The sequence below is a fragment of the Paenibacillus tabacirhizosphaerae genome, assembly GCF_040812395.1.
Classification (GTDB): Bacteria; Bacillota; Bacilli; order Paenibacillales; family NBRC-103111; genus Paenibacillus_E.
The window spans coordinates 20,883-34,289 of record NZ_JBFNXH010000018.1; the positions used below are offsets into that span (position 1 = coordinate 20,883).

A 13,407-nucleotide genomic window follows, 5' to 3' on the forward strand; every position below is an offset into this window, starting at 1 on the left:
ATGGAAGCGAATCCTTATGATAAAGGTTTGGAAGTTCTAGGAAAAATGGTCGATGAGGACATCATCAACGAAACGATTAACCGGGTTAAACAATTTAGTCCGGACATCGCCAAGCTCATCGTTGAATTCCCTTTCGGCACGATTTACTCTCGTCCAGGACTTGCTTTGCAGCAAAGAAGCTTGATGACGATTGTCGCTTTGATTACGACAGGCGCTTCAAACCAGCTTGATTTCCATATCCACGGAGCTCTTAATGTTGGACTTACGCCACAGGAAGTCATTGAGGCTATCATCCATACGATTCCTTATTCAGGGTTTCCTAAAGCTGTCGATGCTGTGGGTGTAACGATGAAAGTATTCAAAGAACGTGACATTACACTTGATTAATGTGGTAATTAATGCAGTAATTCATATAGTACAATAAATGAAGTTCAAAACATTTAAATCCCTATCTTCGAGAGGGGCATCCGCCCCCACGATGATAGGGGTTTTGTCATCGGGGAGATAACTGACATGAAACTGAGCTTGTATCCAACACTGGCATGTACCCTATTTCTATTGGCTTGCAGCACAAGCGCTGCATTTGCAGCGGACGATGCGATCGTCCATGAGCAACGGAAGGTGGCCTACAATGGCAGCACGTATACGCTTGATCTGATTCGGGTGGACGTGACGAATCCGACGATTCAGGTGAAGGCGATTGCCGCGAATCATGAACTGGGCAGCGTGCAGGATTTTGCCGGCATGATGTCGGAGAATGACGCTGTGGTCGGGATCAATGGCACTTTTTTCGATGCCTTTACGGACGGAATCGATTACCGGACGCCGTATGGCGTTCTATTGAATAACAACGATTTATTTTACGGCGGGGATAAAGAAACTTCGATTACCGTTTCCTCGGATAAGCTAGCTTCCGTACAGCGCTTGGGCATCGGCAGTTCCGTGCAAGCCGGCAGGTTCAGCGCCCAGTTAAACGGGGTGGATCTCTATTACGGCGATCAAGCGAATGGAGCTTGGGTATTCAGTAAGGATTATGGCGACGTAGCCGATGAACCGGGGATCAAGATTACCATCGGGGAGGATTCCAAGGTAAAGGCGATCTCCAGTGAAGCAGTCTTGATTCCTTCAAGCGGGAAGGTGTTGCTGCTCTCCGCTGATCATAGCTTGGAGCAAGTGAAGAAGCAGATTAAACCGGGCGATACGTTCAGCATGAATCAATCAGTTACCAATCTGGACACGAAGGTGACGTCTCCTCTAGCTGACTTTCAGCTTGCTATCGGCGCTGGACCGAAGCTGCTGACAGGCGGCAATGTCGACATCGATTTCGAAAGAGACCGGTTCGTCGATCCGCTTGTCACGTCACAAGCGAATGTGAGGAGTTTTGCCGGTGTCGATGAGAATGGCCGATTGGTGATGGGGACGATTTCATACAGTACCATTGAGCAAATGGCGAACGTCCTGCAACAAGCAGGCATGACGGATGCCATCAATCTGGATGGCGGGGCGAGTTCCGCTCTTTACTACAAAGGCAACGTGCTGCGGAAGCCCGGAAGGCTGCTTAGTAATGCGCTGATAGTCCAGCAGTCGGACAAACCGCGGGTGCAGTTAAACGTGAATGGACAGCTGACAGGCAACAAAACCGGCTATATGGCGAATGAGCTGACGATGGTGCCGTTTCGCGTGCTGTTGAATCGAATGAAAGCCGAGTATCAGTGGCATGCAGAGGATTCGAGTCTGCACATTTCGAAGGGAAAGCTGAAGATCGATCTGAAACTAGGCAGCGCGATAGCCGTTGTTAATGGAAAGTCCGTCACAATGGATTCGGAACCGCAGATTGTAGAGGGAAGGATGTTTGTGCCGCTCCGGTTTATTGCGGAGTCGTTAGGCGCTAAAGTCGAGTGGGACGCTCGCTTGTACCGGGCGAATGTGCAGTTCGGCGAGGGTCAGTAAGGGGCAATAAAGGAGTAGACGGCTTGTTGAAAAGAGAATCGGCAGCCTTGGATGAAGAAGTCTTGGACTGCCGCTTTGTATTGAACTTAAAATCCCCCCGTTCCCATGTACATTTGCCGGAGCGGGGGGATTTTCGTTGTGCAATGGCAGATTCAGACTAGTGCAGCGAAAGCATGGCCGCCATGTCCTCTTGCGCATCGCCGATCAGCTTCAGGCCGAATTTCTCGACGAGTACGTTCATGACACCTTCGTTAATGAACTCCGGTGCCTTCGGACCGATACGGATATCCTGGATGCCGAGGCTGAACAAGCCTAACAGAATGGCGACGGCCTTCTGTTCGAACCACGACAGCACGATGCTCACTGGCAGTTCGTTGACACTGCAGTCAAAGGCGTCGGCTAGCGCCAGCGCGATTTTGACCGTGGAGCCGGAGTTGTTGCATTGGCCCAAATCGATGTAACGCGGGATGCCGGTGCCAGCAACCGTGCCATAATCTACATCATTAAAGCGGAACTTGCCGCAGGACGTTGTCAAGATGACGGTGTCGTTCGGGAGAGATGTCGCCAGCTCGCGGTAATACTCGCCGCCCTTGCCCGGGGCGTCGCAGCCGGCGATGACGAAGAAACGCTTGATCAGGCCGTCTTTGACCGCTTGAATGATTTCTGGCGCAAGCCCGATGACGGTTTCGTGGTGGTAGCCGGTGGTCAGCACCAGCTCAGAGTCGATATTCGCCTCCGGCAGCTCGAGCGCCCGCTCGATGAGCGGCGAGAAATCCTCGCCGACGATTTTCGTAACGTTCTCAAGCCCGGCTACCTCATAGGAGAAGAAACGATCCGCATACGTGCCTTTGATCGGCATCACACAGTTTGTCGTCGCGAGAATCGCTCCAGGGAACTGCTCGAACAGCCGGCGTTGGTCGTACCAGGCTTTCCCGATGTTTCCTTTTAAGTGCGCATATTGCTTCAGCTTCGGGTACCCGTGCGCCGGCAGCATTTCGGAGTGGGTGTAGATATGGATGCCTTTGCCTTCCGTCTGCTTAAGCAGTTCTTCCAGCGCATAGAGGTTGTGTCCCGTCACGACGATGCACTTGCCCTGGATCTTGTTCTGCGTTACCGTGACCGGCTGCGGAATACCGAAGTGCGTCGTATGCGCACGGTCGAGCACATCCATAATCCGCACTGCGGCATTGCCGACCTTCATGGCCATATCCAGGTGCTCCTGCAGATTGAAATTGGAGTTGGTTAATGTCAAATAAAGTGCTTCGTGCGTGATTTTATCCACTTCTGGGTCGGTGTATCCAAGCTGTCTGGCGTGCGTCGCATAAGCGGCAATTCCCTTTAGTGCAAAAATGATCGTATCCTGCAGGCTTGCGATTGTCTCGTCTTTTCCGCATACTCCGATTACCTGGCAGCCGCCTTCCGGCGTTTGTTCACATTGGTAACAAAACATGAAGTGCCCTCCATTCGGTGATTCACTATGATCTCTTACAACGATTAGCTTATCAGAAGCGGGAGGAGGCTAATGTGACGGAAGTCACAAACATGTTTGCGAAATGGTGACAGGGGGGTTACGCACTTCGCGAGGTGAGGCTGTTCGAACCTGCTTCATTGGAATATATGCTGTGATCCAGTTAAGGGGATGCTCTAACATTGGTATACCTCCAACCGAAAACGATTTTGGAAATATTTGCTCAAAGAGGACTTTTTTATTCTCATCTCATGAGATTAACGAATATAATGGCGTGTGCCTACTATTTCCAACATTGGAGGAAGCTTATGTATTATGTCAATTCTTACTGGAGGACTCCTACTCTTGTTCCCGTTTGGCAAATTGCGCCCCAGCAAGCTGTTGAACTGATCAAGGAGTCTGTGCAAGGAGAACGAAGTGACGAACTGTTTTACGATCAACTGATCAAGATAGCCCCGAATGCGCAGCATGCTGCCGTCATTGCATCGATACGAGATGATGAACGGAGCCATAATCGTATGTTTCGGCAAATGTACAAGGACTTAACCGGCTATGAAATCACAGGGTCAGCGAGCGAAGAGAATCCAATCGTGAACTCGTACATGGACGGCTTGCAGCAAGCGTTCGAAGGCGAATTGGCCGCGGTTGAAAAGTACAGAAAGATCTGGTTCGGGCTCCCGAACGGCATCTATAAGGACACCGTATACGGCATCATTGTGGATGAACAGAAGCATGCCGCAAAGTATAACAACCTGCTTCTAAGTAATATAAAAACTAGGTTCTAGCACACTACTCGGATAGATCTTAACGGCAATGAGCAAGAAAGCGAAGCAGGAGAAGACATTCCTGAGCAGATCCTTCAAACATTATGGCAAGACCATAAACTGAAGCACTACCTTGCCTAACATGCAGCGGAGGAAGCCCATGCAAGAACTTGGCCATTGGCTTCTACAGAGACGCAGCGGCACACTTAGAGATCGTTAGGGTCAGTCTAAAACTCGGGCTCGAAGCACCATTGACTGCCGGCCTGTCTTCGCCAGCCTATATCTCATGACTGCCATTCTGATCATCTGATGGTGCCGCGTTAGCGGCATGGGTGTCTAATACTTTATTTTCGCAGGATAGTAGGCATTTTTTGCCGTTGGAGCAAGGAGTCGAGTCGTTCCTGAAAAGGATATAACGGGGATTGACGCCACAAAAAGGAAGTGCTATGATCTAAAACAAACTAAATTCATAGGAATTATATGATAAAGGTTGGTGGAGAATGGCACATGTTTTAAGCAGCTTTGCGAAGACGGATGAACAGCGTGAGAGGCTTTCCAGGATTGGCGATTTGGCGGATAGTTTTGTGCAAGGCGCACATGCAGCAGATGAAGTGAACGGATTCTCTTATACGCATATAGAGAAGCTGCGCCAAGCCGGTTACACGGCGTATACGGTGCCTCGCGAGTATGGGGGAGAAGGCATATCGATCTATGAGCTCGTGCTCTATCAGGAGCGGCTTGCACAGGGAGACCCTTCGATTGCGCTGGGGATGGGCTGGCATCTTGGGGTCATGTATGATTTGGGAGATAAGCGATCCTGGCAGGAGGAGATTTTCGCCCGGTTATGCAAAGAGGTGGTGGCTTCTGGCGCCATCGTGAACCGCGCTGCGAGCGAAGCTGCCACAGGAAGCCCGTCCAGAGGCGGCAAGCCACTGACGACAGCCATTCCAGCGGGCAACGGCTATCGGCTTTACGGACGTAAGACGTTTACAACAATGGCGCCTGTGCTGGGTTATGCCATTGTAACAGCTACGGAACAGGATACGAACCGTCAAGGCGAGTATCTGATTCCAATGTCAACCAAGGGAGTGACAGTCGAAGAGACGTGGAACATGCTCGGCATGCGCGGTACGGGGAGCCATGACCTGGTGCTGGATGGCGTGGAGGTGCCGAGGGAGGCGCTTGTCCATACGTATAGCGAGGCAGATCATCAGACTGCGAATCCTTTCATGCTGCAAATTCCGGCCTGTTATTTAGGGATTGCGCTCGCGGCAAGGAAAGAGGCGCTGGCCTTCGCTGCTTCCTACCAGCCGAACTCGTTGGATCGGCCCATTCTTTACACGCCTAACGTGGGGCAGTTGCTCGGTCAGATTGACCTGGAGTTGTTGGCTGCCAGGCACTTCCTTTATAGCGCAGCTGCACGTTGGGATGAGCCTACCCGAGAGTCAGAGGCATTCATTCCTGAACTGGCAGCGGTCAAAACGTTTGCTGTGCAGACCGCGCTGTCCGTGGTCGACAAAGCGATGCGAATCGTAGGCGCTCAAGGTTTGGCGCAATCGCATCCTCTGCAGCGGTTGTATCGCGATGTGCGTTTTGGTTTGCATAATCCGCCTATGGATGATCATACGATCCGCTTGTTAAGCCAGAGTGCGATAAAAGAAGTGGAATTGTAGAATTTTGCGGAAAAATGTAAATAGAATATAGCTATTGAAAGTTATTGACTCGAACCTGCAAATGGTGTTAACATGAATTCATCATCTAATTCCAAGTATGTCTATAGGATTTTATTAATTAGGAGGGGTTGCACAATGTCTACACTGAATGAGTACTTGGTTCAAAAGAGAGAAGCTGCTCTTGCCAGGCAGGAAAAGGCGCAGCAGCAAACGGATCTAAAAGCGGAGCGTTTCTATGCACGGGCTAAAGCGCTTGGACGCAGCGGGGTAAGGGAAATCCGCATTCGGGATTTTCAAGTGATTAGCGACAGCCCGACGGATTTTGCCGGCTATAATCTGGGGCCGAATTCTGCTGAATTGCAGCTAGGCGTGCTGGGAAGCTGCTTAACGCATATTACTCTTATTCAAGCGGCCATTCGCGGTGTCACGCTGGAGTCGCTCGAAGTTGAAATCGGAGGCGATCTGCATCCATTAGCAGGAAAGCCAGGTTATGAAGATATTCCCGTCTACCCTCATAATATTAGTTATCAAATTCATATTGTCTCGAATGAATCGCAGGAAACGATCGCTGCTCTTCATGAAGAAATTGAACGGGTATGCCCGATTTATAATTTGTTGAAAAATCCCCAAAACATACAAGGGGACATTGTTCTTACAAAACCGCAGGCTGCGTTAGCCTCAAATGGATAAATGGCACCACTTATACGCTTACGTTGACCGGTAAACCGGAGACCGCACATTAGGATGCGAATCTCGGGTTTTTTTTGATGTATACAGTCGAAGAGGAGACGCTGCTATGGGAAACCGAGAACACATTTTCAAGGAGGAAGGGCATCTTTTTCCTGGAAAAACGTACGCAGAGGCTGTGTTGGCTCCCGCTTTCGATCAGGCGAAAAAGGAATTGCTGCCTGCGATGATGGCGATTCATAAGGCACATCTCATCATGCTTCAGGAGCAAGCGCTTATTGCTGAAGCGGATGTTCACCAGATTGCATCTGCGCTGCAGCAGCTTGATGTAGAGAAGTTCAGGAAAGCTGAGTATACGGGGCGTTTCGAGGATTTGTTTTTCCAGGTGGAGCATGAATTGCTCGAACTTGCCGGGGATGTCGCAGGCAATCTGCATATTGCCAGAAGCCGCAATGATATGGGGATTGCCATCTATCGGATGGTGCTGCGGGAAAAACTGCTAACGGTGATCGAATCCGCACTGAGCTTGCAGCGGAGTTTAATCGAAGTGGCCGGGGAGAATAAAGAGACGCTGATGATCGGGTATACGCACACCCAGCAGGCGCAGCCGACCACGCTTGCGCATTATTTGGTCGCTGTCATCGATGTGCTGGGCCGGGATATCCATCGGTTGGAAGCCGCTTATGCGAACAATAACCGCAGCCCGATGGGGGCAGCGGCATTGACGACGTCGGGCTTCAACATTAGCAGAGAGCGCGTGCGCGAGCTGCTGGCCTTTGACGCGTTGGTGGAAAATGCGTACGATGCCGTTGCAGGTGTTGATTATGCCTCGGAAGCGGCAGCGGCCGTGCAGCTCGCGGCTATCCATCTTGGGCGCTTCACACAGGAGCTGTTGCTGTGGTGCACACAGGAGTTCGACGCTATCCGCGTTGCGAATCCCTACGTGCAGGTAAGCTCCATTATGCCGCAGAAGCGCAATCCCGTGTCCATTGAGCACGCACGATCTTTGTTGTCCTCGGTCGTTGGCAATGCGCAGACCGTGCTGACCATGATCCACAACACGCCGTTCGGCGATATTGTGGATACGGAGGACGATATGCAGCCCTATTTATGGAAAAGCATAGAGACGCTTGATCACGTCTATCGTTTGCTGGCTGTGGTGATCGGCACGCTGAAGATTAACAAAGATAAGCTTCGGCGGCGCACGGAAGCGAGCTTCGCCGTTGTGACGGAGCTGGCGGATACGCTGGTTCGCAGCGAAGGCTATTCGTTCCGCACAGCGCATCACGTGGTGGGCAGCGTCGTATCCGCCGCACAGGCGCAAGGGCTTGCTGCCAGCGAGATCCCGCTGGCGCTAGTCGCCGAGGCGGCTGGCGCGATCAGCGGCAAGGCGCTGCGCTTGCAGGAGAGCGAGCTGCGCCGGGCGCTCGATCCCGAGCAATTCGTGCGCATCCGCAAGCATCCGGGAGGTCCTGACCCGGATGAAACCCGGCGCGCATTGCGGGAGCGTGAGGCGCTGCATGCACAGCATGCGCGCTGGGCTGAGCAAGCAGGCGAAGCGGTTCGCGCGAAATTGACGGCGCTGGATACTTACATTGCACAGCGGAGCCAACAGTAATCGACAAAACAGGCACAAGAAAGGGGCTGGCGAGTCATGCAGCTTATAGAGGCAGATAAGCTTCGGCAGATTTTGCAAGGGTTTGAAGGCAAGGACGTATACGTACACGTGGAGGTCAATCCGGGGGCGCTGCTCCGCAACGTTCGCGTGAAGGTCCGCCAGGCTCATTTGGCGGGAACCGGGGCTTATCGGATTGCGCTTCGGATTGAAGAGGAAGGCTGGATTCGGGTGGAAGGCATTACACACTTCCATATTGACCATAGAGGGCGGCTGTTAACCGCCGGTTACGACGATAGGAACCGGATTGCAGCGGTGCTGCAGGTCGGACTCTATCCTTTTGATTTTGACGGGGAGGCAGTTTGATATGGGGATAGAACGCATATTGGTTGTGGTTGCTCATCCCGACGATGAGAGCTTCATTTGCGGCGGAACGATTGCGAAATATGCCAAGCAAGGGGCAGAAGTAACGGTTGTTAGCGCCACGAAAGGGGAGCTGGGCCGAAGAGTCGGACAGTCTCCATACCTGTCGAGGGAAGCCTTGCGCGGCGTGCGCGAACGCGAACTGCGGGAGGCTTGTCAGGCGATAGGAGTTCAGCGTTTGGAGTTTCTTGATATTTTGGATAAAACGGTTGAATTCGAAGATGAGTTGAGATTGAAGGATCGCATTGCAGGGCTTATTCAAGAAATTAAGCCGGATGTGCTGCTGACGTTCCATGAGGTATTGGGCGGGCATCCCGATCATCTGGCGATTGGCAAAGCGGCGACCCGCGCTTATCAGGAAGCGGTGGACAGAGGGCAGGGGGAAGCGAAGCATCTTTATTTCATTACCTTTGGGGAAGAGATCAAGAGTTTTAGCATCCCTTCCGAACAGATTACGGCCGTCGATATTCGCGATAGCTTACAGGAGAAGCTGCTGACCTATCGCGCCCATCGGACGCAGACGGACATTGTCGAATGGGTATGGCAAAGCGACGAGCGCGCTATTCAATCCATTCACCCGACCGAATACTTCATTCGAGGAGGCGGCGAGGATGTTCTCGGAGCACTTTAAAGTATTTGATATTCACGGTCATCTTCCCTATCCGATTCCCTTTATTGAGCGAAATGAGCTTACAAGCCGCTACGGTCGCGCCCGTTCTGAACGGATGCGCTTAACCTGGGATTTCCCTCATCCTAACCAAGCGGGGAATGCCGACACGGATAAACCGCTGATCGAGCGTTGGGTCGATGAGCTGGACAAGTATAACATTGGCGGTTTGAATTTCCTGACAGCTCAGAACAATGATGATTTGGCGGAGCAAATCAAGAAGTATCCGGATCGCTTCACAGGCTTCGCCCATCATTCGATCGAAAGCGAGAATGCGGCCGAGGAGCTGCGGCGGGCGGTTGATGAGCTTGGGCTCCGGGGGTATAAGCTGTTCGGCCCTCTGGTCAATGTGCCATTTCACGATCCGAAATTGACGCCGGTGTGGGAGGTTGCGGCAAGCCGGAAGCTGCCCGTACTCATACATTTCGGAGTGCTGGGCCATTCCGGGGGAATTGTCGAGCATCAGAACATTAACCCCCTTGCGATTTTCAATGTAGCGCGCGCGTACCCGGAGATTCCGTTCATCATTCCGCATTTCGGCGCGGGATATTTCAAAGAGCTGCTGCAGCTTTGCTGGAGCTGCCCGAATGTGTACATTGACACGTCAGGCTCGAATCAGTGGATCCGCTGGATGCCTTATGAGCTGACGCTGGAGACGCTGTTCCGCAAAACCTACGAGCTGCTGGGCCCTGAGCATATCATCTACGGGACCGATTCGTTCGGTTTCCCAAGAGGCTACGTGTACCGCTATTTGCAAGACCAGGTGAGGGTTTGCCGCGATTTGAATTTGAGCGAGCAAGATATTGAACTGATTTTCGGCAATAATGCGAGACGGTTGCTAAACATACAGATACCTAGTGAAGGGGCGAATGAACAATGAGAAGGAAGTTAACGGGAATTGGCAACATAAAAGGAGTATCCGCTGCGGTGCTGGCAGCGGCCTTAGCTTTAACGGGATGCTCCAACGGGGGCACACAGACGACTACATCGTCCGCAGCTCCTGCGAGTCCTAGCGGAAGTGCAGCTCCAGCGGCAGCAGCCAAAAGCGATGAGCCCGTCACCATTGAATATTGGCAGTACGCGTTTCAAACGAAGGTGGATTTGGTCAATGAGCTGATCGCAGAATTCCAGAAGCTCCATCCGAACATTACGGTGAAACAAACGAATTTCCCATACGACCAATACAATGAGAAGGTAGCAACGCTCGTGCCTGCCGGCAAAGGTCCAGATATTATCAATCTGTACTATGGCTGGATTCCTAAATACGTACAGTCCGGCTATTTGCAGCCGCTCCCTGAGCAAGGATTTTCCGAGGCTGACTTGAAGAAAGATTTCTTCCCGGTGGTGGAAGCGGGCAAGCTGAACGGGAAATACTGGGCGGTTCCGACTGCTGTCCGGACACTTGCGCTTTACTATAATAAGGATTTATTCAAAGCGGCGGGCCTCGATCCGAACAAAGCACCGGCGACTTGGGATGAATTGATCGATTATGCCAAAAAGCTGACGCAGCGCGATGCGAAAGACCAGCTTGTTGTGGAAGGCTTAACGTGGCAGCCGAACTCACAGATTCACCACTGGTACAGGGATGCGCTGATCTATCAAGCCGGGGGTAAGGACACGTCTGACGATCATAAGAAATATTTGTGGAATGACACGCCCGCTGGGCTGGAAGCCTTTAAATTCCTGACGGACATTCCGACTGTGCATAAAGTGGGGCAGAAGGATTTTTATGAATCGGACATTAATGCATTCAAGAAAGGTTTTGCGGCCATTACCATCGATGGCTCGAACGTGCTTGCCAGCATTCGGAAGGATGCGCCGACGATCAATTTCGGCACAGCACCGCTGCCGTCGTATAAAGGGAAGGCGACGCAATCCTCCTATTGGGCCAATGCGATTACCAAGGGCGTATCCGGCAAAAAGCTGGAAGCTGCGACCGAGTTCCTGAAATTCCTGACGAGCAAAGAAGTGGAAGAGAAATGGGTTGATAAAGTAGGGGAGCTGCCGGCGAAGAAGGAGGTTGCGAGTCAAGACAAATACGTGAAAGACCCTATTCTGGGGCCGTTTATTTCGCAATTGCCTGACGCGCACGCGCATTTCTTCGTAGACGAGGTGAAGGAGCGCGACAATTTCGTGGAAGCGACGGATAAGGTTGTGCTGAACAAAGCCGATGCGAAGACCGCGTTCGAAGAGCTCGTGAAGAAAAATCAGCAACTGTACGATGAGTACTGGAGCAAACAAAAATGAGGCTGAAGTATCGTCATCAGCGGTATGTATTTATTTACGGATGCCTGTTGATACCTCTTCTTTTCTTCCTTCTTGTACGGATTCTGCCGATATTTTATTCGTTCAACGTCAGTTTTCATGAGTGGGACTTATTGTCCGAAACCAAGCCTTACGTTGGATTCACGAACTTTGCGTTCGTCCTTCATGATGAGAAATTTCTGGCTTCACTGCGAAATACGTTCATTTATGTCGTCCTGGGCGTGCCGGGCCAACTGCTTGTTGGCCTGATCGTCGCCCTGCTGCTGCAGCGAATAACCCGGTTTCGCGGGTTGTTCCGCACGATTTATTTCATTCCTTATGTGACGAGCATTGTCGCGGTCAGTTGGGTGTTCCGCTGGATACTGATGCCTAACGGGGCAGTCAACAGTATTTTGCTGCAAATCGGCCTCCCGCCGCAATTATTCTTGGGTACACCGGATCAAGCGATTTACGTCATTATCGGCACGATGATATGGCAGGCGATCGGCTTCCAAATGCTTGTCTTTCTCACAGGCCTGGAGGGAATCCCGAAGCTCTATTATGAAGCGGCGGATATCGATGGCGCGGGTTCTTGGCAGAAGTTCAGGAAAATCACGCTGCCTTTGCTCAATTCGACGATTGTGTTTTCGGTCGTCATTGCGAGCATTTCCTTCCTGCAAACTTTTACGCAGGTGAAAAATATGAGTCCGGGAGGCACCGGCGGCCCGCTCAATTCCACGAATACGCTGGTGCTTTATATTTATCAGCTTGCCTTCAAGAGCTATAAAATGGGCGAAGCGGCTGCGGCGACGGTGATTCTGTTCGCGATTATCCTCGTGCTTTCGCTTATCCAATTGAAAGTGCTCAGCAAGAAAGTCGAGTATTAGGGGGATTGGCAAAAATGGCAAAGAAACAACTGGCCACGCAAGGCATCAGTTATGCGCTCTTGCTGATCGGCACCGTCATCATGCTGTTTCCTTTTCTTTGGATGCTTTCTACAGCCTTCAAGCAGCCTACGGAAGTGTATTCCCTCTCGCTCATTCCCAAGCATTTTACTTGGAGCAATGTGTCGGATATTTGGCAGAAGACGGTGTTCAATAAATGGTTTCTGAACAGTGCCGTCGTCGGGGTCGTTTCCACGCTAACGGTTGCCTTTTTCGATACCTTAGCGGGGTATATCTTGGCGAAGTTCTCGTTCCGGGGCAAAGGGGCGATCTTCATCCTGATTCTCAGCACGTTAATGGTGCCTACCGAGATGCTCATTATTCCATGGTACTTGCTGGCGAATGGGATCGGTTGGGTGGACAATTATATTGGCGTGTTGTTTCCGACAGTGATTACGGCGTTTGGGATCTTTCTGATGCGGCAGTTTATGGAGCTTGTGCCTCAGGATTTGCTGGATGCGGCTAGAATCGATGGCCGGGGCGAGTTCGGAATTTGGTTTCATATCGTGCTGCCGCAGGTCCGAGGGGCGTTGGTTACGCTTAGCTTGCTGACGTTCCTGACGAGCTGGAATGCCTATATTTGGCCGTTAATTGTAACGATGACGCCGGAAAATTACACGATTCCTGTCGGGCTCTCGTATTTCTCCAGCGAGACAAGTACAGCCAGCAATTGGGTACAAACGATGACGGGCGCATGGATTTCTGTTCTGCCGCTCATTGTATTGTTCCTGATCTTCCAGAAGCAGATTGTTCGCGGTATTGCGCTGAGCGGGATCAAATGAAGGGGACATGCGGCTCTTCCGCACGAGGCTATCGATCCGGTAGCGATCAGGCCGCAAGTGGTGAGCAGCTAGAACAAAAGATCCGCCCCCAGTCAGTCCATCTGACGAGGGAGGATCTTTTGTTTTAAGGGGGCAAGCTTGGTTTGGAGAGATGGTGTTGTAAGCGGTTCACCGAACCATTGGATTCTTT

General features: G+C 51.6%; 13 protein-coding genes. 12 read left to right on the plus strand and 1 reads right to left on the minus strand.

What is annotated here, in order from left to right; genetic code table 11:
- Positions 1–387, plus strand: coding sequence for a carboxymuconolactone decarboxylase family protein (locus ABRS97_RS23425; protein WP_367817865.1), 387 nt, complete (start codon positions 1–3; stop codon positions 385–387).
- A gap of 126 nt (positions 388–513) precedes the next feature.
- On the plus strand, positions 514–1,950 hold the full coding sequence (locus ABRS97_RS23430) for a stalk domain-containing protein (protein WP_367817867.1): 1,437 nt from the start codon (positions 514–516) through the stop codon (positions 1,948–1,950).
- 157 nt (positions 1,951–2,107) lie between these two features.
- Here the strand turns inward: ABRS97_RS23430 and hcp are convergent, their stop codons facing one another.
- A complete protein-coding gene (hcp, locus tag ABRS97_RS23435) occupies positions 2,108–3,400 on the minus strand; it encodes a hydroxylamine reductase (RefSeq protein WP_367817869.1) in 1,293 nt (430 codons plus the stop codon).
- Positions 3,401–3,726: 326 nt separating this feature from the next.
- Between hcp and ABRS97_RS23440 the strand changes: the two genes are divergently transcribed.
- The 10 genes from ABRS97_RS23440 (at position 3,727) to ABRS97_RS23490 (ending at position 13,217) form a co-directional block, all read left to right on the plus strand.
- Positions 3,727–4,203 carry a ferritin family protein gene (locus ABRS97_RS23440; RefSeq protein ID WP_367817871.1) on the plus strand — a complete coding sequence of 159 codons (477 nt, stop codon included), beginning with the start codon at positions 3,727–3,729 and terminating at the stop codon, positions 4,201–4,203.
- A 479-nt stretch (positions 4,204–4,682) separates the two neighbouring features.
- Entirely contained in the window at positions 4,683–5,855 is a 1,173-nt protein-coding gene (locus ABRS97_RS23450) for an acyl-CoA dehydrogenase family protein (protein ID WP_367817872.1), read from the plus strand.
- A gap of 135 nt (positions 5,856–5,990) precedes the next feature.
- Positions 5,991–6,545: an OsmC family protein gene (locus tag ABRS97_RS23455; protein WP_367817874.1), complete on the plus strand. Its 555-nt coding sequence runs from the start codon at positions 5,991–5,993 to the stop codon at positions 6,543–6,545.
- A 106-nt stretch (positions 6,546–6,651) separates the two neighbouring features.
- The gene (gene argH / locus ABRS97_RS23460; RefSeq protein WP_367817875.1) at positions 6,652–8,160 is read left to right on the plus strand and encodes an argininosuccinate lyase; all 1,509 of its coding nucleotides are present in this window, start codon (positions 6,652–6,654) and stop codon (positions 8,158–8,160) included.
- 36 nt (positions 8,161–8,196) lie between these two features.
- Positions 8,197–8,523: a DUF1806 family protein gene (locus ABRS97_RS23465; RefSeq protein WP_367817876.1), complete on the plus strand. Its 327-nt coding sequence runs from the start codon at positions 8,197–8,199 to the stop codon at positions 8,521–8,523.
- A gap of 1 nt (position 8,524) precedes the next feature.
- Positions 8,525–9,211: a PIG-L family deacetylase gene (locus tag ABRS97_RS23470; RefSeq protein ID WP_367817878.1), complete on the plus strand. Its 687-nt coding sequence runs from the start codon at positions 8,525–8,527 to the stop codon at positions 9,209–9,211.
- Positions 9,192–10,127 (plus strand): amidohydrolase family protein, encoded by a 936-nt coding sequence (locus tag ABRS97_RS23475; RefSeq protein WP_367817880.1) that lies wholly within the window; start codon positions 9,192–9,194, stop codon positions 10,125–10,127. The genes ABRS97_RS23470 and ABRS97_RS23475 overlap by 20 nt, the downstream gene beginning before the upstream one ends.
- A complete protein-coding gene (locus ABRS97_RS23480) occupies positions 10,124–11,494 on the plus strand; it encodes a sugar ABC transporter substrate-binding protein (protein ID WP_367817882.1) in 1,371 nt (456 codons plus the stop codon). Before ABRS97_RS23475 ends, ABRS97_RS23480 begins: the two co-directional genes overlap by 4 nt.
- Positions 11,491–12,378 carry a carbohydrate ABC transporter permease gene (locus ABRS97_RS23485; protein ID WP_367817884.1) on the plus strand — a complete coding sequence of 296 codons (888 nt, stop codon included), beginning with the start codon at positions 11,491–11,493 and terminating at the stop codon, positions 12,376–12,378. Before ABRS97_RS23480 ends, ABRS97_RS23485 begins: the two co-directional genes overlap by 4 nt.
- A 14-nt stretch (positions 12,379–12,392) precedes the next feature.
- Positions 12,393–13,217, plus strand: coding sequence for a carbohydrate ABC transporter permease (locus ABRS97_RS23490; protein WP_367817886.1), 825 nt, complete (start codon positions 12,393–12,395; stop codon positions 13,215–13,217).
- The last annotated feature ends 190 nt before the right edge of the window (positions 13,218–13,407 follow it).

Coding starts and splice junctions, on each gene's coding strand:
- ABRS97_RS23450 (WP_367817872.1), top strand. CDS start 4,683: ATGGCACATGTTTTAAGCAGCTTTGCGAAGACGGATGAACAGCGTGAG.
- argH (WP_367817875.1), top strand. CDS start 6,652: ATGGGAAACCGAGAACACATTTTCAAGGAGGAAGGGCATCTTTTTCCT.
- ABRS97_RS23440 (WP_367817871.1), top strand. CDS start 3,727: ATGTATTATGTCAATTCTTACTGGAGGACTCCTACTCTTGTTCCCGTT.
- ABRS97_RS23465 (WP_367817876.1), top strand. CDS start 8,197: ATGCAGCTTATAGAGGCAGATAAGCTTCGGCAGATTTTGCAAGGGTTT.
- ABRS97_RS23430 (WP_367817867.1), top strand. CDS start 514: ATGAAACTGAGCTTGTATCCAACACTGGCATGTACCCTATTTCTATTG.
- ABRS97_RS23455 (WP_367817874.1), top strand. CDS start 5,991: ATGTCTACACTGAATGAGTACTTGGTTCAAAAGAGAGAAGCTGCTCTT.
- ABRS97_RS23480 (WP_367817882.1), top strand. CDS start 10,124: ATGAGAAGGAAGTTAACGGGAATTGGCAACATAAAAGGAGTATCCGCT.
- ABRS97_RS23490 (WP_367817886.1), top strand. CDS start 12,393: ATGGCAAAGAAACAACTGGCCACGCAAGGCATCAGTTATGCGCTCTTG.
- ABRS97_RS23475 (WP_367817880.1), top strand. CDS start 9,192: ATGTTCTCGGAGCACTTTAAAGTATTTGATATTCACGGTCATCTTCCC.
- ABRS97_RS23485 (WP_367817884.1), top strand. CDS start 11,491: ATGAGGCTGAAGTATCGTCATCAGCGGTATGTATTTATTTACGGATGC.
- ABRS97_RS23425 (WP_367817865.1), top strand. CDS start 1: ATGGAAGCGAATCCTTATGATAAAGGTTTGGAAGTTCTAGGAAAAATG.
- hcp (WP_367817869.1), bottom strand. CDS start 3,400: ATGTTTTGTTACCAATGTGAACAAACGCCGGAAGGCGGCTGCCAGGTA.
- ABRS97_RS23470 (WP_367817878.1), top strand. CDS start 8,525: ATGGGGATAGAACGCATATTGGTTGTGGTTGCTCATCCCGACGATGAG.